A 22,839-nucleotide genomic window follows, 5' to 3' on the forward strand; every position below is an offset into this window, starting at 1 on the left:
AAATCCTTCCCAAAGGAAAACTTTTGAGTAAGTTTGAATATTATTTCTAAAATAAAAATCAATTATGAAATATGCTTACACCATACTTTATGTAGAAAGTGTTGTTAAAACTGTTGAATTCTATACAAAAGCATTTGGCTTCTCTAAAAAAATGATAACTCCAGAAAATGATTATGCTGAATTAATATCTGGCGAAACTACGATTGCTTTTGCTTCGATTGAATTAGGAAAATCGAACTTTAAGAGCGGAATTAATATAGCTAATACAAAAGATAAACCATTTGGAATTGAACTTGCTTTTACATCAGAAAAAATTGATGACGATTTTAAAAAAGCAATTGATGTGGGAGCAAAAATATTTGAGCCATTAACAGAAAAACCTTGGGGACAAAAAGTTGGGTATCTACTTGATAATAATGGTTTCTTAATTGAAATTTGTACGCCTATAAACTTAGGGGATTAACTTTACCAATTGGGTTTTATAATATCGTATAATAATCTAGCCTCTCTAAGGATGTTAAAACATTATGAAAAGTCATCGAAAAACTGAGACTGCAAAACATTATTAGACTTGTAATTGGTTAAAAACTATAAAAATATTGATGAAAAATCAACTTAAAAACAACTGGAAACTTTTTCTATTAGCAAGTTTCACTTTAGGGTTAGCTCCTTTTAATCCACCACATATTTTAGGAAAAATTAAATGGATTTTAGGAGGAAATGCTTTTTTTGGTGCAAATGCAATGCAATTAAAAGATTGGTTTGATGTTTTATTGCATGGAACTCCTTGGCTACTTTTAGTAATTTCTGTTGTTTTAAAGCTTTATGATTTAAAAATAAATAGAAATACTACATCTTAACGAACTGTTTAATTTTAATATTTAAAGCGGCAAATAACAATGTTGTAAACGGACTTAAATAATTAAAAACTGCATAAATAGCATAATCAACAACATCGACTCCTAATACTGAAGCTTGGTAAGCTCCACAAGTATTCCAAGGAATTAAAGCAGAAGTTACAGTACCAGAATCTTCTAAAGTTCTACTTAAATTTTCTGGCGATAAACCTTTGTCCTCATAAGCTTTTTTAAACATTTTACCCGGAATTACAATTGCTAAATACTGGTCTGATGCAACGATATTTAATCCTAAACAACTTACAACTGTAGTTGCAAACAAACCAAAAATAGAAGTTGCAATAGCTAATAAACTCTTTGTTATTTTTGCTAACGCACCAATTCCATCCATAATTCCGCCAAAAACCATGGCAGAAATAATTAACAAAATTGTCCAAATCATTCCATTCATTCCACCAGAAGAAAATAATTTTGACAATCTTTCATCATTAGTTTCTATCTGAATATCATTTAAAATTGAATTAAGAACCGCAGAAAAATTAGAACTTGATAACGTTGACAATACATCACTTTGAAAAATAAGAGCAAAAAAGGCCGCTAAAATCACACCAATCCCCAAAGCAAATAACGGTTTTGTTTTTAGTAAAATCATTACAATTACAAGTCCTGGAATAATAAACAACCAAGGTGAAATATAAAAAGTATTGTTTATTGTAGCTAATAAATTACTAATATCTGCATTTCCTGTTGTGTTTACTGTACTACTTAAAATTGCAAAAACAATTAAAGTAATTATAATTGTTGGCACAGTTGTAAATGTCATGTATTTTATATGTGTAAACAAATCTGTACCTGCCATTGCAGGTGCTAAATTTGTAGTATCTGAAAGTGGCGACATTTTATCGCCAAAATATGCTCCAGAAATTACAGCTCCAGCTATCATTCCTGATGATATTCCTAATGCACTTCCAATACCAACTAATGCAATACCAACTGTTGCAGAAGTAGTCCAAGAACTACCTGTTGCAATAGAAATTATTGCTGCAATTATTACTGAAGCTGGTAAAAATATTTCTGGACTTAAAACTTGTAATCCATAATAAACCATGGCAGGAATTATACCACTAACCAACCAAGTACCTGCTAAAGCACCTACTAAAAAAAGAATTAGAATTGGTACAAATACACTTTTACAGTTTTCCCAAATTTTTGCAATCATTTTTAATAAAGAAACTTTATTTAATAAACCTATAATTGATGCAACTGAACCTCCTATCAATAAAATGTACTGATTTGTATAACTACCAAGCCATTCTTGCCCATCAACAAAAAAAATATTGTACGCCAGCAAGCTTATTAAAATAATTATAGGTATTAAAGATTCAAAAAAGTTTAGCTCTTTGTTTTCTATAATTTTCTGTCCTTCAATTTTAATTACTGATCTATTTTTATGCTCTTGCATTTTATAAGGTTTATTCTATAATATTACAATTTTATTGATACTTATACAAAGTAAGAAATATAAGAAACAAAAAACACTCCAAAAGGAGTGTTTAGTATGTAATTTAAAAAAACATGGATATTATTCTATTATAAATTCTGTTCTTCTATTTAACTGATGTTCTTCTTCAGTACAAGGTACATCATCATAACAATTATTAACAAACATAGTTTCTCCATAACCATTATAAGTAATTCTAGAAGGATCTATCCCTTTAGATATAATATAATCTGCTGTTCTTTTTGCACGTCTTAAAGACAACCATTGGTTATATTTATAGTCTGCTCTAGAGTCTGTATGTGAAGCACAATTAATCTTTGTTCCTGGATTATTTCTAATAACACGTACTATATCATCTAAAATAAACTTAGCACTTGGTCTTAAATAAGAAGAGTTTAAATCAAAATAAATAGGCTCATGATCTATTACATATACTTGATTATTAGAATAAGTATCAACTGTATTAGAATTAGAGTAATTAGGTTGTTGTTTTACTATAATTTCTGGCGAATCTAAAAACAACGTTTTTTTAATTTTTGTTCTATCTTCTGTAGTTTTAAAACTGTAGGTTTCAGGTAAATATTGACTATGTTTAACGTTGATTGTATAGTCTTCTTTCGTTTCTAATTTAAAATTGAAAATTCCATCTTTAGTGGTTGTTGAAGTACCTATAATGCTGTCTTTGTTAACAAGTGTTACTTCTGCATTTTCTACTAAATCTAGTGTTTTTCTAACTTTTATAAGACCTTCAATTAGTAGTGGTCTAGGAGCTTTTTTAAACTTATAAATATCATCTCCACCTTTTCCTCCTTTTCTATTAGAAGAAAAATAACCTAATTCTGTTTGATCGTCTAATACAAAACCAAAATCATCTAAATTACTATTAATACCAAGTTGTAAATTTTCTGGTTCTGTAAAACCATCGTCAGTTTTATAACTTTTAAAAACGTCTAATCCTCCAAAACCTAAAAACCTATTTGAAGAAAAATACAAAGTATCTTTACTGTAAAAAGGGAATTGCTCTAATTGTTCTGTGTTTACACTTGTTCCTAAGTTTCTTGGGGTACCATAATTATTTGGACCATTGATATCTACTACAAATAAATCAAAAGAACCTATAGTACCTGGCATATCAGAAGAAAAATATAATTCTTTATCATCTTTACCTAATGCTGGATGCATTGCAGAGTAATCATCTCCATTAAATGGTAATTCTTTTACATTTTTCCAAACATTCCCTACAAGCTCTGCACTATAAATTTTTAAATGAGTTACTTTTTTGTTGTCTTTACCTTTTTTACCATCTAAATAATTATTTCTTGTAAAAAACATGGTTCTACCATCTTTTGTAAAGACTGCACTAGATTCGTGTAATTCTGTATTGATGGTCTTTGAAAAATTTTGAATATTTACCAAGTTTCCTTGATCATCAATGTCTGCTTGATACAAATCTAAATAAGGTTCTTTATTCCAATCATATACATCTCCTCCAGATCTTGTAGAACTGAAAATCAATTTATTTCCACGAAATCCACCCCCAAAATCAGATGCTGCTGTGTTGGTTTCTAGGTTTGAGATTGTATATACACTTTTAGCTTTTTTATCAAACACTAAGTTTGATTTCATCTCTTTAACATCAGTTCTTTCAATTTCCTCATTTTGATATTTACTAAACCAAAGATCGGCGTTATCATAATCTTCAATTCCTTTTAATGCTTGTGCATATCTAAAGTAATAAGCTGTTGCTGTAGTTGCTTCGTGCTTTGCCATTAATTCTGCATACCATTTAACAGCTTCTTCCATTTGGCTATTGTAATAGTAAGAATCAGCTAAATTCTCATAAACCGATTGAGATTTATTTTCTATTTTCTCAAAAAGTTTAATCGCTTTCTTGTACGACTTTTTTTGAAATAAACGATTTGGTAAGTCTAAATTTTGTGCTTTTACAGAAACCGAAAAAAGCAACAACCCTATAATACAAATTCTTATTTTGCTCATAATTAGTTTTTTAAAAAAATCTTGGAGATTTGTTAAATCCTTTGCTAAACACATTTAAATCATAGATTAAAAATAGCTCATGAGAACCATTACTAAACGTGTTTAAATTTGTTGATGTATAATCATAAGAATACCCAATTCTTAATTTATCATTTACTTTTATATTAAACATTGCAATAAAAGCATCGTTTAAACGGTAACCCAAACCAAACTCTACTCTATCATTATACAATGCGTTTACATTCATATCAACTATTAATGGTGCTCCTACTACTGCTTTGGTTAAAATACTTGGTTTTAATCTTAGCATTTCGTTTACTTCAAATACATAACCTGTAGTGAAGAAATAATGTCTTTCTTCTTCAATTTCATACAACCCATTTGTTTTGCTTAAATATTTTGTATTGATAAGGTTGGGTACAGATAATCCTACGTAAAAGTTATCAGAAAAATAAAAGGCTCCAGCACCAATATTTATAAAGTTGTTATTAATATTTTCACTAAAGCTTGGGTCTGAAGAAAATTGACCACTTTGAAGATTAAAACCGCTAAAATCTGTGTTAAAAAGGTTTACCCCTGCTTTTAAACCAAAAGATAATTTACTGGTATAACTTAAATCTATTTTATATGCAAAATCTACATTAAAATTATGTTCTTTTATAACATTTCCAATCTGATCTGTTTGCAAAGTTAAACCCACTTCTATGTTATTACCTAAAGGTGTGTGTGCAAAGAAGCTTCCAGAAGCAGGTGCTCCATCTATTCCAACCCATTGTTGTCTATAGATAAGCCCTAAGTTTAAAACGCCAGGATTGTCTGTAACGTAAGCAGGATTTACAACACTCATATTATACATATATTGAGTATATTGTACTTCTTGCTGCGACCAACTAAGGGAAGCTAACATACATAAAAAATAAAAAAATAATTGATTTTTCATACTTTAGGGGTAATTTAATAAATGATAAATTTATACGATTTTAAAAATTATGTTTTGTTTATCTGCTTAAATAGACTGTTCCTTGTTTTGGTTTTCTATCATTATTTTTAAAATCTATACTATAAAAGTAAACTCCTTGTGGCAATAATTCTCCTGAACCTTTTAACTTTCCGTTCCAAGGATCTTTATCAGCACCTCCTTCATAAACAATATTTCCCCAACGATTGTAAAAAGTAATGGTATAATCTGGAAATAATCTTAGAAGATTGTCTGTGTTGTAAACATCATTTATACCATCATCATTAGGTGAAAATCCGTCAAAAATACCTAAGTCATCATCAGAACAAGCTTCTAAATTTACTGGTAATATTAATGGAATTAAACTTTTACAGCCTTCTACATCTTCTGAATATGCATAGTAGATATTGCCAGTTATTAATGGTTCACTTAAATCGATAACATTTCCTGCTGGATAAACATCATCATACCAAACTATAGTAGTTCCTAAAGGTGCAACAACTCTATCATTTAAATCTGAAAGCGTATAGTCTCCATTTAACAGACAAAATTCTTCTGCATTTTCTACTGATAATGATGGAAGTTCTACACCAGTTACAGTCACTGAAATTTCTAAACGTGTTTCACTTTCACAACCATTTGCACTTACTTGCGTTGCAAAATAACTTGCACCATCTACTAAAGAAGTTGTGTTTTCTAAAGGAATTGTTGAATTTGCTGAATCATACCATCTTAAACTTGTTTCATTAACATCTAAACTATCTAAAGTAGGTGCATCAATACCACAAAATGCTTGAGTACCTATAATACTAGTTGTAGGTGCAGGAGGAATTTCTCCTATAATTACAGTAACCATTGCTCTTTGTAAATTTGCACAACCAAGAGCTGGATTTGCTTCTTGTGTTGCATAATAATCTTCTCCATCTACCAACACTTCTGTTGGATTTAAGGCAACTGTTGATGTTTCTGATTCATACCATTGTACATTGGGTTCTAAAGCAATTAAATTAGACACAATAGCATTATTTGCATTACAAAATACTTGAGTAGGTCCGTTTGTTGTTGGTGCCGCAGTAGAGACTACAATAACATCTACTCTTGTTCTTTCTTCACTTTCACAACCAGTTACACCACCGATTGTTTGTGTTGCATAATAATCTCCTGTAGTAAGTAAATCTGTATTATTTAATACTTCCGTTGATGTTTCTGTATCATACCATCTTATAGTAGTTCCTGTAATGTTTAAGTCTGCAATTGTTGCCAACTCATTATCACAAAAAGACTGACTTGTTGAAGTAGTTGTAGGAGGCTGAGTTGCATCTAAAACTACAGTAACCTCTAATCTTGTATTACTTTCACAACTCTCACCAGCTGTTTGAGTTGCATAGTAATTTTTAGCTTCTAGAATATCTGTAGAGTTTAATGGCACTGTAGCTGTTGCTGAACTATACCATTGTATACCTGTACCTGTAGCTTGTAAATCTGCAACTGTATTAATGTCATTTTCACAAAACGATTGTGTAGTAGAACTTGTGGTTGGTTCTGGTGCTACATCAAACGTTACTAATACTTCTAACCTTGTTGCACTTTCACAACCAGTTGTTGCATCTGGTGTTTGAGTTGCGTAATAAATATTTCCATCTATAAGTTCATCTGTTGGGTTTAAAGCAACGGGAGCTGTTGCTGAGCTATACCATTGTATGCCTGTTCCTGTAGCTTGTAAATTTGCAACTGTATTAATGTCATTTTCACAAAAAGTTTGTATAGCTGAAACTGTTGTTGGCTCTGGAACCGTTTCTATAACTACAGAAACTTCAAGTCTTGTATCACTTTCACAAGTATTTATATTACCTGTAATTTGTGTTGCATAATAATTCCCAGCAACTAACTCTTCTGCTGCATCTAAAGCAATTGTAGAAGTTGGTGTGGCATACCATCTTATATTTGGCTCATTTGCTTGTAAATCTGCTATAGTATTTACATCACTTTCACAAAAGGTTTGTATCGTTGAATTTGTTGTTGGTTCTGGCGCTTCATTTAAAACTACAGTAACCTCTAACCTAGTTGCACTTTCACAACTATTTATTGGTGCTTGTGTTGCATAATAAGTACCTGTAACCAATGGAGTAACATTATCTAAAGCATCTACAGATGTTGCTGTGGCATACCATATTATATTGGTTTCATTTACCTGTAAATCTGCAACTGTATTCACTTCATTTTCACAAAACTCTTGAGTTGTAGCATTGGTTGTTGGTTCTGGCACAGCTGTTAATTCTACCAAAACTTCTAATCTTGTTGCACTTTCACAACCAACTATTGCATCTGGTGTTTGGGTAGCATAATAAGTAGTATTATCTATTAGTTCTTGGGTAAAAGGTAAAGGAGTTGTTGATGTTTCTGAAGCATACCATTGAATACCTTCTCCTGTTGCTTGTAAATCTGCAACGGTATTTATATCGTTTTCACAAAAGGTTTGTGTAGCTGAAGTCGTAGTTGGTTCTGGAGGTGTTTCTAGTTCAACAAAAACCTCTACTCTTCCAATACTTTCACATAAGCCCTGTAATTCTGAAGCCCAATAACTTTTTTGATCTACTAAAAGCTCTGTAGCATTTAAAGGTTCTACAGCTGTTGCTGAAGGATACCATAAAACTGAGTTAGTGGCACTTTTTAACTGAACTGCTAAATTAGCGATGGTTGGCTGATCTGCCTCACAAAAGGTTTGCAAACTTTCTAAAACTATAGGAGCTCCTGGATCTTCTAAAACAACTGTTGTTGAAGAGCGTTCACTTAAACAAGTTCCATCTGTTTGTTCTGCCCAATAGGTAAAACCATTTTGCAGAGGATCTGTTGGTGCTAACTGATTACCACCAAACTGAGCATCAAACCACCTGATTTCATTACCTAAATCTCCCATTGCAAAGAGTACAGAAACTGTAGGTTCATCAATAGCACAGTCAATAATTCCATTAACTGTAACTGGTGGATTACACTGAGCAAAAATAGTTTGAATAGAGCTTAAACAGACGAAACAAAAGAATAATAATTTTTTCATAAAGGGGATAACTTAATTATAAACCAAAAAAAAATAATATTTTAGAATACGTTATACACAAAAATAAAGAATTAGGCAACTAAATAAATAAAATTTAAAAAAGTTAATAAAAAGTTATAAACGTATCAAAAACCTCGATTTTACTTACAATATATAACTTTAAACACCTGTTTATGAGCTAAAAATAAAAAATGTGTTGATAAAAAAATCTTCCATTTTAATGTATATATAAAAATAAAATGGTTCACTACATTTGTATTTATGGACTCATTAACGCAAATTATTCTTGGTACAGCTTGTGGAGAACTTGTACTTGGAAAAAAAATTGGAAACAAAGCATTGTTATTTGGTGCAATTGGTGGCACAATACCAGATTTAGATGTTTTTGTAGGAAGATTACTATATAATAATGAAATACAAGCAATGGTTTTTCATCGTGGTTTTATGCATTCAATAGTATTTGCAATTCTTGGTAGTTTTTTCTTTGGATGGATTACACACAAAATATATAACACAAAAAAAAGAACGAATTCTACAAATTTAAAAGATTGGATTCTATTATTCTTTTGGGCAATTTTTACACACCCACTTTTAGATTGCTTTACAGCTTATGGCACTCAATTATTTAACCCTTTTTCAGATTACAGAGTAGCCTTTAATACTATTTCTGTAGTAGATCCTTTGTATACAGTGCCTTTTTTAATTTGTATGTTAATAGTGCTCTTCTTTAAAAGAACAAATAGAAAACGTTTAAAATGGACTAAAGCAGGAATTTACGTTAGCAGTGTTTATCTGATTTTTACGGTTGGAAATAAGTTTTATATAGACACTGTTTTTAAAAATTCTTTTAAAAAAGCTGGAATTTCTTACCATCGTTTTTCTGCACAACCAACTATTTTAAATAATATTTTATGGTATGCTGTTGCAGAGAGAGATACTCAATATTATATTACTTTTTATTCCTTATTTGATAAAAGCAATATTACAGATAAAATTATTTCTATTAGTAAAAACCATGGTTTGTTAAATATGAAAGATGAAAACCTAAAAAAACTAGCTTGGTTTAGTGATGATTATTTTAATATTGAAAAAAAAGATAAAATTGGCACTTATAAATACATAGACTTAAGATACCCAATGATGAACCCTGATGATATAAATACCTCTGTATTTAATTTTACAATTTTCTTTAAAAAAAATGAGTGGGATATTTTACCCTTTAAAGGAAACGCTCCTAAAAAAGAAAATTTTAAGAAGTTTACTACACGTATAAAAGGTATTTAAACATGCAAACTATCCGCTATAAGTTTTTAGAACTCGTGTTAATTTTTATTGTAATACCAATAAGTTTTACATTCAACTATACCCCAATATTAAAATTAATAACTGGTGTTTTGGGTTTTACCTATATTCTATATGTTTTATTAAGAGTTAAAAAAATAAAACTTCACATTGATAAAAATATCAATTGGAAAAAATTTTGGAAAGATACATTTTTAAAATTTCTTGTATTTATTGTTGTTACTTCAATTTTTTTTTATGTAACAGATTAAGAAAATTTTTTTTAGTAGTATACAACAAACCTCTATTGTGGATACTCATTATACTCTTTTATTCTATATTTTCAGTATATCCACAAGCACTTATTTACAGAACTTTTTTCTTTCAACGCTATCAAAATCTATTTAAAAATAAGCTATTTTTTATTTTAATAAACGCCACTTTATTTTCATTAGCTCATCTATTATTTAAAAATACATTTGCACTATTTTTTACTTTTATTGGAGGTTTTTTATTTGCATATACCTATTACAAAACAAAATCAACATTACTTGTTTCTATTGAACATGCTATTTATGGTTGCTGGTTATTTATTATTGGTATGGGAAATATAATTGGTTTTCCTTCGTAACCCTTTTTCTTACATAATTATTTAGAGAGCTAAATAATTTATTCCTACTTTTTTATCAAGGCAATTCTTAAATTCTCATATTTAGCAATACTTCTTCTAAAGCTTCTATAATTTTTATACTCTTCTTTAGGATAAACACCTTCTTTAATTATTATTGTTTTATGATATTTAAAAGTTGTATCATTTATTTTGGTAAAGTTAACTTTGTAAGTACCAAAGTTGGTAGTAAGTATTTTTTCTGATGGTAAAATACTTAAAACATATCCTTTAGGAAGTTGAAACTCATATTCATCTACATCTTTATAACCTCTTTTAATTTTTAAGGGTAATTTTCTACTTCTATACCTTTTTGGCACAAAACTTTCTTGATTAAAAATATTTACCCTAAACAAATATTCTTGTTCATTTACAGTTGCATAATTATTGATATTGATTTTTAAATCCTCCTTAAAAACCACGTTTTCTTTATCATTAACCAAGTTTACATTTTCAATTTCTAAATTATTATTATAACTCCAAACACTCGATTTATATTTTTTAATCAACTCTTCTTCTGTATTTCTGTCATAGTAAGATTTATCATCATACTGCAATCCTTTTGAAACTCTTATTAAACTAGCAGTTAAACTACCATTTTGTTTTAATTGAATTTTAGCATTTATTTCTTGAAGATTTGTTTCGTTTTTATAAGCAGGTGTTCTTTTAATAACTCCTCCTTCTGGGGTTACAACCAGTACATTTCTATCATCTGTAAAATCGCCTAAAAAACCAAAAGGTATGGTTTGACTGGTACACTCTAACCAAATATCATTTCCGTTATTTGGTATATTTAGAATAATATGATTGCCTTGCATAGAAGAAAAACCTTTATCAATATCTCTTTTTTGTTGAGCATAAACTATTGTGTAATAAGAAGTAACACCAACAATATCTAACAAGGCTTTTGTGTAATTAGACAAGCCCTTGCAATCTCCATAACCAACTTTATCTACATCTAATGCAGCTATTGGTTCCCAACCTCCAATACCAACTTGCACACTTATATAACGTGTTTTATTCTGCACAAAATGATACACTAATTTTGCCTTTTCTATAGGATTATCTATTCCTTTAACTAAATCTAAAACTTTAGCTTTTGTAGTTTCACTAACTACATCTCTACCTTTTAATAGCTCATTGTGCATCCATTTACCAAACTCGTTCCAATTTGTATATTCGCCTGAAAAACCTTTTAAGTAAGAGCTACTTAAAGATATTTTTGCTTTGGGTAATATTTCTCTATAATGAATGGCATTATCTTCATAATCTAACGCTGGTTAGTTTGTTGTAGCATATTTTATTGTAGCAACTGTATTTTCTTTTTCAATAGCAAAATCCTTAAAATTAATTTCTTTTTGTCTCCAAGGAATTTCCTTTGGATTTTCTATCTGATAAGTACTTTTTTCAACAGAAATATGATATCCATTAATAGGAAACCAACTAGGTATAAAACCAGTTGTACCTGTTTTATATTCAGATTCAAAAACTAAAGTGTAAGGATAAGAAAGAGGTTTATAATCGATATATTTATACCTTGCATCTGAGTACAAAGTACCTCCACCAACTGCACTAACATCTAAAAAATCGTTCTCTTTATATTTTTTTATTTGATTCCCTAAAGCATCATAAATGTAGGCTGTAAGTGCTGTTATTTTGGTATCTTTATCATAGCTTGCTCTTATACGTGCATCTACATTGCCTGCACTATTTAAAACAGTAACTACTTCTCTTTTGTAAACCACCATTTTATCTACATCATCAATAGTAATTTCAGTAGCATTATCTCTCACAACAGCATTTGCATTCTTTTTTAATTCTGGTGGTATTAACAAAGAAGCGTAATTTAATTTTTGACTAAAAATTGAAATTACAGATAATAAGGAAAGTAAAATAGGTAGGTAAATAAACTTTTTCATACAATTTTAATATAGCTCTCCAAAGTTTAAAAAAAGAACATAAAAAAAGACTAAAAACAATAGTTTTAGCCTTTAAAATAAAAGTTGAATGATTTTAAAATTATGCTTTTGTTTTTACTACAAAAGAAATTTCCATTAAATCGTTTATAAATTTGTCTTTTAAAGCTGCATCAAACTTTTTAGAACTATATGTAATTCCAAAATCTGTTCTATCTACACTAAAAGTTTCGCTAGTAAAAGTTGTAACACCATTTTCTGATGAAATGGTTGCAGGTATTGTTATGCTTTTTGTAGTTTCTTTTAATGTTAAATTACCTGTAACATGTATTTTGTTTTCTTTGTTCTCTACATTTGTAATTACAAATTTTGCAGTAGGAAAAGCAGCAACATCAAAGAAATCTCCAGCAGATAAATGTCCTTTTAATTTTCCATTTCCTTCATTATCTTCAGGTATGTCTAAAACTTTAATAGTAGCCATATCAATGATAAAGTTACCCCCTTTTAAAGTTCCGTTATCTAAAACTAAAGAACCTTCTTTTAACATAATTGATCCATTATGAGTTCCTGTTGGTTTTGAACCTAACCAAGAAATTACAGAATTGGCAACATCTACATTGTTTAAAGCAGTAACTTTTTCTACTTTAATTGCCTCTTTAACTTCTACTTTGTCTTTTTTATTCTCTTTACAAGCAGTTAAAATAGTTGCAACTACTACTAATGATAAAATTATTTTTTTCATTTTTTTTATTTGATTATTAGTTAAATTAATATTTACACAACAAATATATATTATTTATTTTCCTTGGAAACTATTTTCTTAACATTTTCTGATAATATTAACATTTTAAAAAAATTACGCTTTTACTTTAGAATCTATAATAATGGTAACAGGACCATCATTTAACAACTCAACTTGCATGTCTGCACCAAATTGACCTGTTTGTACTTTTTTACCTAAAGAAATTTCTAACGATTTTATAAAAGTTTCATACAAAGGAATTGCTATATCTGGTTTTGCAGCTTTTATATAACTGGGTCTGTTTCCTTTTTTGGTACTTGCATGCAAAGTAAACTGACTGACAACAATTACTTCTCCATCAATATCAATAAGCGATTTGTTCATTACCTTATCTACATCATTAAAAATTCTAAGATTTGTAATTTTTCTAACTAAATAATCAATATCATCTTGAGAATCGTCAACAACAACACCTAACAAAACTAAGAGTCCGTTTTTAATAGTTGCAACTTTAGTAGTATTGATAGTTACACTTGCTTTTGAAACTCTTTGAATAACAACTTTCATAAGTTACTTGTTATCTTCTTCATTCCAAACATCTGTTCTAAAATGTTCAGTTTCATCTTCTCCGCTTAAAATTTGCAAATAACTTTTATAACGAGACCAAGAAATTTCTTCTTTTTCTAAAGCTTTTTTTACAGCACATTGAGGTTCTTTTGTGTGAATGCAATTATTAAATTTACAGTCTTGTTTTAAAGCAAAAAACTCTGGAAAATAATCTCCAAGTTCATATTTATCGATATCTACAACACCAAAACCTTTAATACCTGGGGTGTCTATAATTTTGGCATCAAAAGTTAAATCGAACATTTCTGCAAAAGTTGTAGTATGTTTTCCTTGGTTGTGTTGGTCTGATATTTCTTTGGTTTTTAAGTTTAAAGTGGGTTCAACAGCATTTACTAAAGTAGATTTTCCAACACCTGAATGCCCTACAAACATAGAGGTTTTACCAGTCATTAATTCTTTAACCTTATCTATATTTTTATTTTGGGTTGATGAAACTTCTACACAACGATAACCAATTGCTTGATAAATATCTTTTAGATATAAAATTTCTGCTTTTTCTTCTATTTGATAAGCATCTATTTTATTAAATACTAAAATAGTATCTATTCTATAAGCTCTTGTGGCTACTAAAAAACGATCTATGAAAGCAGTAAATGTTGGTGGATTATTAATGGTAATTAGCAAAAAAACTTGATCTATGTTTGCTGCAATAATATGTGTTTGCTTAGATAGATTTACAGATTTTCTAACAATAAAATTATCTCTGTCAAGTATTTTTTTAATAACGCCTGTTTCTTCATCTCCTTTTTTTTCTACATCGAAAACAACTTTATCACCAACTGCAATTGGGTTGGTACTTTTAATGCCTTTAATTCTGAATTTTCCTTTGATTCTACATTTGTAAAATTCTCCGTTATCAGATTTTACTTGATACCAACTTCCAGTAGATTTGTATACGATTCCTGTCATTAGTACAAAGATGCAGAATTAATATTGATTTGAGAAAAAAAGCCACGAATTCACGAATTTAAAAAAATAACGCCCAAAAATTTCCACACAGTTTGTCTTTTCGACCTTTTGGGAGAAATCACATAAAAATGCTCTTTTTTTGTTTTTAGCTATATGACTTTTCTTAATTTATTATACTTTCTGTTAGTTACTTTATGTGACTTCTCATTGCATTCGAAATGACAAGATTGGAGATAAAAAATACCTTACAGGTTTTAAAAAGCTATGAGGTCTGTGAGGTTTATAAAAGTAATTTTTAAGAACTTCCTTTTCTGAGTTGCAATACGCGTTAAGGATTGAAACGGCAGCTTTTTTATTTTTTTTCAAAATAAAAAACTATAGTGGAAAGCCTGACCAAGCTTTTTTTGCTTGGGAACGCCCAAAAAAAATACCTTCAAAATATAAAATATTGAAGGCATTTTTAGGTTATAATAGATACTGAAACTAGTTCAGCATTAGAATCTTAAAGGATTTTATCCGTTGATTACTTTTTCTTGGTGATTGATAGATTCTTGATGAACTGCTTTAAACATTTTTAAAATAAATTCTTCACTTAATCCTTTACTTTCCCCTTCTAAGATCATGTTTCCTAAAATCTCATTCCAACGTTTAGATTGTAAAACGGCTACGTTTTTGTCTTTCTTTAAGCCACCAATTTGGTCAGCAACTTTCATACGTTTTCCTAATAAGTCTACTAATTGACCATCTACAACGTTAATTTGAGCACGTAAATTATCTAATTCACTTTGGTATGCTGCTTCAGTGTTGGTTTCTTTTTTAACTTTTAAGTCTCTCATTATTTGCTTTAAAGAGTCTGGCGTTACTTGTTGTGCAGCATCAGACCAAGCATTTTCTGGGTCAAAGTGAGTCTCAATCATTAAACCATCAAAGTTTAAGTCTAAGGCAGTTTGACAAACATCAAAAATCATGTCTCTTTTTCCTGTAATATGAGAAGGATCGTTAATTAATGGTAAATCTGGGAATTTATTTTGAAACTCAATAGCCAATTGCCATTCTGGAGTATTTCTATATTTGGTTTTCTCGTAAGTAGAAAAACCTCTGTGAATAGCTCCTAAATTTTTGATTCCTGCAGTGTACAATCTTTCAATACCACCTAACCATAAAGCTAAATCTGGATTTACTGGATTTTTAACCAATACAATTTTGTCTGTTCCTGCCAATGCATCTGCAATTTCTTGCATGATAAAAGGCGATACTGTAGAACGTGCACCAATCCATAATAAATCTACATCATGCTCTAAAGCTAACTTTACATGGGCTGCATTTGCAACTTCTGTACAGGTTTTCATGCCTGTTTCTTCTTTTACTTTTTTTAACCAGTGTAAACCAATTTCACCAACACCTTCAAACATTCCTGGTCTTGTTCTTGGTTTCCATATTCCTGCTCTAAAATAGCTTACATCAGAATCTTTTAGTTCGTGTGCAATTTTTAAAACCTGTTCTTCGGTTTCTGCACTACAAGGCCCTGCTATTACTAGTGGATGCTCTAACTTCATATCATCCAACCATGTTCTTAATTCTTTTGTATTCTCCATTTTTCTACTTGTTTTGGCTTTTATTTTATGCCGTTTAAAATTTGTTTTATATAATTTGTATTCTCCATTTCGTTAAAAATTTCAGAGAAATTATCTTGTTGCATCAACTCTTTAAAGTGTTGTAAATTGTTAATGTACTCTTCTAATGTTTCAATAACATTACTTTTGTTTTGTTTAAAAATTGGTGTCCACATTGCTGGGCTACTTTTTGCCAAACGCACTGTAGATGCAAATCCTGAACCAGCCATATCAAAAATATCTTTTTCATTTTTCTCTTTGTTGATAACTGTTTTTCCTAACATAAATGCACTTATGTGAGAAAGATGCGAAACATACGCAATATGTTTGTCATGAGAAACTGGATCCATGTATCGAATACGCATTCCAATGTCTGTAAAAAGCTGTAAAGCTTGTTCTTGTAATTTAAAAGTTGTTTTTTCTACTTCGCAAATAATATTCGTTTTCCCTTTATATAAGCCAGAAATTGCTGCTGTTGGTCCAGAATTTTCTGTTCCTGCAATTGGATGACATGCTAAAAAATTACGCCTTTTTGGATGATGTTCAACTGCCTTACAAATTTCTTCTTTTGTTGATCCTGCATCAATCACTAAACCAGTATCAGCTATTTTGTCTAAAATAGTTGGTAATAATTTTACAGTTGCATCTACAGGAATTGATACAATAACTAAGTCTGCATTTTCAATATCATCTAAAGTTGCTTTTTTGTCAATTAGTTTTAATTCTAAAGCCTTGTTTAAGGTTTCCTCTTTTCTACTAATTCCATGAATTATAGTATTTGGATTGTTCTTTTTAATGTCGATAGCAAAACTACCGCCAATTAAACCAATACCAATCATGTATATATTTTTCATTTCTTTTACTTTTTGCTTTTAGCTTTTTGCTATTAGCTGTCGCACTCTTGCTAATGGCTAATTACCAACAGCTGAAAACCTATTAATTGCTTCTTTAATAACTTCTGTTGTTACACATAAAGAAAACCTGATATAACCTTCTCCTTGAGAACCAAAAATAGTTCCTGGTGTTATAAAAATATCGTTTTCATATAATACTTTATCTGTTACTTCTTCAGATTTTTTTCCTTCAGGAATTTTTGCCCAAACAAATAAACCTGTCGCATTTTTATCATAAACTGCATTTAATTTATCTGCCAATTGCCAAATTAGTTCTCTGCGTTCTTTATAAATTTTATCTTGTACTTTAAACCAATCATCAGATAATTGTAAAGCTTCAATAGCTCCTTTTTGAATTCCGTAAAACATACCAGAATCCATATTAGATTTTACTTTTAAAACTTCGTTGATATAATTTTCTTTTCCTAAAAGCATACCAACTCTCCAACCTGCCATGTTAAAGGTTTTACTTAAAGAGTTTAACTCTAAAGCAATATCTTTTGCTCCATCAACTTGTAAAATACTAATAGGATTTTCATTTAATATAAAACTATAAGGATTGTCGTTTATGATTAAAATATTGTGCTTTTTACCAAAGGCAACTAATTTTTGAAAAGTTTCTAATGTAGCATTTGCACCTGTTGGCATATTTGGATAATTGACCCACATAATTTTTATATTATCTACATCATCAGAAAACTCTTGATTTTCTATTTTATCTAAATCTGGCTGCCAATTATTATCTGCATCTAAATCATAAAAAAGTGGTTCTGCACTAACTAATTTTGTAACAGAGGTATATGTTGGATATCCTGGATTAGGAATCAATACTTTATCACCTTCATTTAAAAAAGCCATTGAAATATGCATAATTCCTTCTTTACTACCCATTAAAGGCAACACTTCACTTTCTGGATCTGAATCTACAGAAAACTTGTTTTTATAAAAAGTAGCAATTGCGTTTCTTAATTCAGGTAAACCTTGATAAGATTGGTATTTATGTGCATTAGCATCGCCTAAACTACCTTGAATTGCTGCTACAACTTGAGTTGGTGGTTGCAAATCTGGTGAGCCAATTCCCATATTGATAATTGGTTTTCCTGCAGCAAGTAAACTTCTAACTTCTCTTAATTTTTTAGAGAAATAGTATTCTTGAACGGTATCTAATCTTTTGGCAGCTTTAATCATTTTCTCCCATTTTTATAAGTCCCTAAAATCTTGAATTCTTCTGCCATTATTTCTATAATTGCTTTTGCTTTTTGATACTCTTTGTATTCATCAAAAGTAACATCTACAAAAAATGAATATTTCCAAGGAGTTTCTATCACTGGTAGTGATTGAATTTTAGTCAAATTCATTTTACAATCGCTCAACACATTTAAGATGGCTGCTAAACTGCCTCTTTTATGATTTAGTTGAAATTTTATAGATGCTTTGTTTACTGCTGTATTTTCCTTTGGCTCTTCAGTTTGTACTACTACAAAACGCGTAGAATTGTCTTTAATAGTCTGAATTTCATCTTCTAAAATTGCTAAACCAAAAATTTCTGCTGCTATTTTTGGAGCTATTGCTGCAATTCCTATTAAATTTTCTTTGGCAATTCTTTTAGCAACTTCAGCTGTATCTACATCTTCTACCATTTTAATATGCGGATATTTTTTAAAAAACTCCTTACATTGCAATAATGCCATTGGATGTGACCAAACTTCTTTGATATCTTCAATTTTCTGACCTTTTAAAGCCATTAAATGATGATGAATATTTAAATACTCTTCATCTGTAATGTGTAAATTATGCTTGTCTATTAATGCATAATTAGGAATAATTGAACCTGCAATAGTATTTTCTAGTGCCATTACGCCCAAATCTGCAGAACCATCTAACAAACTAGCCACCAAAGCATCAAAAGACATACACTCATTTAACTGAATGTTATCTCCATAAAAGTCTAAAGCAACTTTATGATGGTTTGAGCCTTCTGCTCCTTGTATGGCAACTATTTTACTCATTAATTAGGTAATATCAAAAAAAAAGTCTCGAAGTAAATTCGAGACTTTATATATTATGTATGGTTTAACAACATTTTACAAAGTCTCATCTCTTACTAAAAAAGTAAAAGTAAAAATAGAAACCAGTAAAATTGTTATTTAACATTTGTATTCTCTTTATTATAAGCTGCAAAGCTAAAGATTAATTTGAAATAAAAAAATTAAATATCCTTTTTTATATTAAAAATGATGAATTATTGAATATTTAGTGAAAAAACTGAAAAATAAACCTTGCTTTTAAGTATGTTGTTTCCAAAATACTTATTGATTATGCTATTTCAATATTCAGTTGTTTTCCAAGTCCTAACTCTATTAATTTATAATAAGTAGAAATCTGAATATCACTCAAACCACGTTCTATTCGTGATATATAGCTTTTTTTTGTTCCAGTTCTATCGGCAAGTTCTTCTTGCGTTAAATTTGCTTCTTTCCGAGCTTCTTTTAGCATAACTCCTAATCGAAAAGCAAGAGAGTCAGCATCAAATTTGTCACGCTTTTCAGTTCCTTTTTCCCCGTATGTTTGAATGAGTATTTCCTCAAAATCATTTACATTCCTCATAATTCGTTACTTTTGTCTTTTAAGTATTTATTTTTTAATTTCTCTGCAAGTTTGATTTCTTTTTTTGGAGTCTTTTGAGTTTTCTTAACAAAACAATTTGCAAGAACTACTAAGTTTCCTTCATCAAAAAAGCATAAAATTCTTATACTTTTAAATGTTGTTATCACACGTACTTCATAAATTCCGTCAGTATTTTCGAGAAACTTGAAAAATTTTTTCGGAACTTGTCTTTCAAACCTTACTAAATCTAAAACATATCCTATTTTTTCTTGAACTTTTTCGTCTTGAGCTTTATAAAATTTTGCGAAGTAATCTCTATTATCACATCACAAAGTTAACTAATTAGTTTACTAATTCAGGTAAAAATTAGAAAATATTAATTAAAAAACAAGTTTTTATTAAAAATTGAGGTTTTATAAACTAAGTCTTCCTGAAGAAAACTCAAAGTTTTGAGTGTATAAAAAAAAATATTTTATACAAAAAGTGATTTTAAAACAAATATTGTAAACAGTATTTAATTTATATTATTACTAAATTAATTATCTCCTCTACCCCTAAAAACCTCTAAACCACATTCTAAAAATTGAGCATAATCGTTTTTATCTGGAGTATAACCCACAGCTTGATTTAAAATTTCAGTTCCGTTTGAATTCAATAATACATAATAGGGCTGGGAATTTGTTTTGAAAAACTGCGTTTGAAAGTTTGCCCATTTATGTCCATAACTATCTAACTTTCTTGTTCCTCCGTTAATTCTGTTTACCAAAATTTGTTCTTCTTTTGGCAACGCTTTCTTATCATCAACATATAAAGAAATTAACACATAATCGTTTCTTAAATAATTATCAATGGTTGAATTTGGCCAAACATGTTCTTCCATTTTTCTACAGTTTACACAGGCATAACCTGTAAAATCTAATAGAATTGGTTTGTTTACTTTTTTAGCATATTCAATACCTGATTTTAAATCTTTAAAACAATCTAAATTATTTGGGCAATCGTTAGGATATAAAAAACTATACCCAACAGGAGGTGCTAAACCACTTAATAAGGTTAAAGGTGTAAAGGTATTTGTTTGTTTATTTACCCTAAACCCTGATGCTAAATAAATTACAAAAGAAGCCACCAAAATACCACCTGCAATTCTTGAGAATGATAATTTTTTGATTGGAGAATCGTGTGGGAATTTAAGCTTACCAAATAAGAATAAAGCCAAACCTGCAAAAATTAAAATCCAAAGAATTAAAAAAGGCTCTATTTTTAAAAGATTCCAATGGGCAACTAAATCTGCATTTGATAAGAATTTAAAAGCTAATGCCAATTCTAAAAAACCTAAAATTACTTTGGTTGTAGTTAACCATCCACCAGATTTTGGCAAGGCATTCATTAAATTAGGAAACATTGCAAATAAAGCAAATGGTAAGCCTAAAGAAACGCCAAAACCAGCCATACCAGCTGTTAATTGCCAAGCACCTCCATCTGCAGTTAAAGAACCTGCTAATAGTGATCCTAAAATTGGCCCTGTACAAGAAAAAGACACAATTGCAAGCGTTAATGCCATAAAAAAGATACCTACAATACCACCAGAAGTTTCTGCTTCTGTTGTTTTGTTTGTCCAGCTTGCTGGTAATGTTAACTCATAATATCCAAAGAATGAAAAGGCAAAAAACACAAACACCACAAAAAAGATAATGTTTAGCCAAATGTTGGTTGAGATTTCATTTAAAATATCAGGATTTACAGAATCTAACAAATGAAAAGGAATGCTTAAAATAATGTAAACTGCAAAAATAAAGAAGCCATATAACAACGCTTTAGAAATTCCTGAACGATTATTTTGTCCGTTTTTCTTGGTAAAAAAACTAACTGTTAAAGGAATCATCGGAAAAACACAAGGGGTTAATAATGCTAATAATCCGCCTAAAAAACCGAGTGCAAATATATTCCAAAGAGACTTCCCTCCTTTTTGTATTGTTGTAGCATTATTATTATTTATCTCATTTTCACATTTTTTTAAAGAAAACCCAATATCATCAGTATCCATTCCATAAAGAAAATTATTTACCCTTGAGTTATCAACTTTAGTTGTAATGTTTACAGCTGTTTTTTCTCCGTTTAAAGAAAATGTAAAATTTTTATCTATTTGTATGCAAGATTTTTTACAAACCTGCCCTGTTAAATTTAAAGTAACCTCTGTAACATCAGTATTATTTAGGTGTATTCTTTGTTTTAGTATACCTTTTTTCTTGAAAAATGTTTCCTCAACATCAAACATTTTGTTAAACTTTTTAAAGGTTTCGCTTTCTGTAGCTTTTCCTTTTAAATCAAACCCATTTGTGTCTGCTGCTTTTTTGATAATAATTGGTAAAGATCCATTTGCAGCAGTATGCTGAGAATATAAATGCCAATTTTGTTCAATATCTGCTTCTATGATTAAGTCATACTCATTATTAGAAATTTTTTCAACGGATTTTTTCCATTTTATTGGGTTGATGATTCCTTCTTGAGGATTAAAAAAATTACTGGTTTTATTAGAAATATCAAATATCAACTCAGTTTCTGTAGGTGCTAAACATTTAGTATCATCACAAACCATAAACTCAACAACTCCATTAATTGTTGATGTATCTGAAGTAATAGTAACTTTTTGTTGAAAAACAGCCGACTTTTCAAAGAATTTGATTTTCATTTCAAAAACAGGATCATCTACTGTAACGCCCTTTTCTTCTGTAGTGCTTTCTTCTAAAATAAAATTGTTATCAGAATTATTATAGGTAAATGTTGTGGGTATTGGCCCATCTTCTGGCACATTTTGCGAATACAAATGCCATCCTTTTTGTAAAGTTGCTTCTGATATAAGTAGGTATTCTGTGTCAGAAATTTTCTCTACAGATGTAGACCACTCAATAGGATCTTCAATTTGAGAATACAATCCGATACTAAAAGTTATAAATAAAAAAAATAATATGTTTTTCATAAGATAAAATCTATCACTGAGGATTTCTTAAAAGATGCTTTTAAGTGAGCATACTTTTACTTTTCAAATGTAATTAATTCAATAATACAAAAATTGATATTAGTTACATTTTAACAAAACATAGCCGCTTTTTTAACTTAAATAGTAAATTTTATTTCTGCCATTAATATTACAATATTATAATCATTTATTTTATTTAATAAATACATGTACATTTAGCTTACTAAACTTGTTTACC

19 protein-coding genes and 1 pseudogene are annotated in these 22,839 nt (G+C 29.5%); 4 read left to right on the plus strand and 16 right to left on the minus strand.

Annotated elements, in window-relative coordinates:
• Window positions 1-64: 64 nt before the first annotated feature.
• On the plus strand, window positions 65-463 hold the full coding sequence (locus Q0731_RS00255; protein ID WP_366915390.1) for a VOC family protein: 399 nt from the start codon (window positions 65-67) through the stop codon (window positions 461-463).
• A gap of 139 nt (window positions 464-602) precedes the next feature.
• Entirely contained in the window at window positions 603-860 is a 258-nt protein-coding gene (locus Q0731_RS00260) for a hypothetical protein (RefSeq protein WP_299058538.1), read from the plus strand.
• Here the strand turns inward: Q0731_RS00260 and nhaC are convergent.
• The 4 genes from nhaC to Q0731_RS00280 all read right to left on the minus strand — a co-directional run bounded on the left by nhaC (window position 850) and on the right by Q0731_RS00280 (window position 8,369).
• Window positions 850-2,319 carry a Na+/H+ antiporter NhaC gene (gene nhaC / locus Q0731_RS00265; protein ID WP_299058539.1) on the minus strand — a complete coding sequence of 490 codons (1,470 nt, stop codon included), beginning with the start codon at window positions 2,317-2,319 and terminating at the stop codon, window positions 850-852. The two genes, Q0731_RS00260 and nhaC, sit on opposite strands and share 11 nt — an antisense overlap.
• A gap of 120 nt (window positions 2,320-2,439) precedes the next feature.
• Window positions 2,440-4,356 (minus strand): OmpA family protein, encoded by a 1,917-nt coding sequence (locus Q0731_RS00270; protein WP_299058541.1) that lies wholly within the window; start codon window positions 4,354-4,356, stop codon window positions 2,440-2,442.
• Window positions 4,357-4,366: 10 nt separating this feature from the next.
• A complete protein-coding gene (locus tag Q0731_RS00275; RefSeq protein WP_299058543.1) occupies window positions 4,367-5,296 on the minus strand; it encodes a type IX secretion system membrane protein PorP/SprF in 930 nt (309 codons plus the stop codon).
• 58 nt (window positions 5,297-5,354) lie between these two features.
• Entirely contained in the window at window positions 5,355-8,369 is a 3,015-nt protein-coding gene (locus tag Q0731_RS00280) for a gliding motility-associated C-terminal domain-containing protein (RefSeq protein WP_299058545.1), read from the minus strand.
• A gap of 261 nt (window positions 8,370-8,630) precedes the next feature.
• On the opposite strand from Q0731_RS00280, the gene Q0731_RS00285 reads away from it, so the two are divergent.
• Together Q0731_RS00285 and Q0731_RS00290 are read left to right on the plus strand one after the other, a co-directional pair.
• Window positions 8,631-9,653: a metal-dependent hydrolase gene (locus tag Q0731_RS00285; protein ID WP_299058547.1), complete on the plus strand. Its 1,023-nt coding sequence runs from the start codon at window positions 8,631-8,633 to the stop codon at window positions 9,651-9,653.
• Between the two features lie 304 nt (window positions 9,654-9,957).
• Window positions 9,958-10,281, plus strand: coding sequence for a CPBP family intramembrane glutamic endopeptidase (locus tag Q0731_RS00290; protein ID WP_299058549.1), 324 nt, complete (start codon window positions 9,958-9,960; stop codon window positions 10,279-10,281).
• Between the two features lie 44 nt (window positions 10,282-10,325).
• Here the strand turns inward: Q0731_RS00290 and Q0731_RS00295 are convergent, their stop codons facing one another.
• The 12 genes and pseudogenes from Q0731_RS00295 to Q0731_RS00350 form a co-directional block, all read right to left on the minus strand.
• Window positions 10,326-11,465: a hypothetical protein gene (locus Q0731_RS00295; RefSeq protein WP_299058551.1), complete on the minus strand. Its 1,140-nt coding sequence runs from the start codon at window positions 11,463-11,465 to the stop codon at window positions 10,326-10,328.
• 132 nt (window positions 11,466-11,597) lie between these two features.
• Complete coding sequence (locus tag Q0731_RS00300; RefSeq protein ID WP_299058553.1) at window positions 11,598-12,236, minus strand: DUF3857 domain-containing protein; 639 nt, start codon at window positions 12,234-12,236, stop codon at window positions 11,598-11,600.
• 100 nt (window positions 12,237-12,336) lie between these two features.
• Window positions 12,337-12,975 carry a YceI family protein gene (locus tag Q0731_RS00305; RefSeq protein WP_299058554.1) on the minus strand — a complete coding sequence of 213 codons (639 nt, stop codon included), beginning with the start codon at window positions 12,973-12,975 and terminating at the stop codon, window positions 12,337-12,339.
• Window positions 12,976-13,089: 114 nt separating this feature from the next.
• Window positions 13,090-13,542 carry a D-aminoacyl-tRNA deacylase gene (gene dtd / locus Q0731_RS00310; protein WP_299058555.1) on the minus strand — a complete coding sequence of 151 codons (453 nt, stop codon included), beginning with the start codon at window positions 13,540-13,542 and terminating at the stop codon, window positions 13,090-13,092.
• A 3-nt stretch (window positions 13,543-13,545) separates the two neighbouring features.
• Window positions 13,546-14,511, minus strand: coding sequence for a ribosome small subunit-dependent GTPase A (gene rsgA, locus Q0731_RS00315; protein ID WP_299058556.1), 966 nt, complete (start codon window positions 14,509-14,511; stop codon window positions 13,546-13,548).
• A 512-nt stretch (window positions 14,512-15,023) separates the two neighbouring features.
• Complete coding sequence (locus tag Q0731_RS00320) at window positions 15,024-16,106, minus strand: bifunctional 3-deoxy-7-phosphoheptulonate synthase/chorismate mutase type II (protein WP_299058558.1); 1,083 nt, start codon at window positions 16,104-16,106, stop codon at window positions 15,024-15,026.
• A 20-nt stretch (window positions 16,107-16,126) separates the two neighbouring features.
• Window positions 16,127-16,978 (minus strand): prephenate dehydrogenase, encoded by an 852-nt coding sequence (locus Q0731_RS00325; RefSeq protein WP_299058560.1) that lies wholly within the window; start codon window positions 16,976-16,978, stop codon window positions 16,127-16,129.
• Between the two features lie 57 nt (window positions 16,979-17,035).
• Window positions 17,036-18,205 carry an aminotransferase class I/II-fold pyridoxal phosphate-dependent enzyme gene (locus Q0731_RS00330; protein WP_299058562.1) on the minus strand — a complete coding sequence of 390 codons (1,170 nt, stop codon included), beginning with the start codon at window positions 18,203-18,205 and terminating at the stop codon, window positions 17,036-17,038.
• The gene (locus Q0731_RS00335) at window positions 18,202-19,026 is read right to left on the minus strand and encodes a prephenate dehydratase (RefSeq protein WP_299058564.1); all 825 of its coding nucleotides are present in this window, start codon (window positions 19,024-19,026) and stop codon (window positions 18,202-18,204) included. Before Q0731_RS00335 ends, Q0731_RS00330 begins: the two co-directional genes overlap by 4 nt.
• Before the next feature lie 307 nt (window positions 19,027-19,333).
• Window positions 19,334-19,624, minus strand: a complete 291-nt coding sequence (locus Q0731_RS00340; protein ID WP_299058566.1) for a helix-turn-helix transcriptional regulator — start codon at window positions 19,622-19,624, stop codon at window positions 19,334-19,336.
• A pseudogene (locus tag Q0731_RS00345) lies at window positions 19,621-19,911 on the minus strand (type II toxin-antitoxin system RelE/ParE family toxin); the annotation flags it as partial. The pseudogene Q0731_RS00345 and the gene Q0731_RS00340, both read right to left, overlap by 4 nt.
• A 248-nt stretch (window positions 19,912-20,159) precedes the next feature.
• Window positions 20,160-22,601, minus strand: a complete 2,442-nt coding sequence (locus tag Q0731_RS00350; protein WP_299058568.1) for a thioredoxin family protein — start codon at window positions 22,599-22,601, stop codon at window positions 20,160-20,162.
• Window positions 22,602-22,839: the final 238 nt, after the last annotated feature.

The sequence above is a fragment of the uncultured Polaribacter sp. genome, assembly GCF_947497695.1.
In the GTDB taxonomy this organism is placed as follows: Bacteria; Bacteroidota; Bacteroidia; order Flavobacteriales; family Flavobacteriaceae; genus Polaribacter.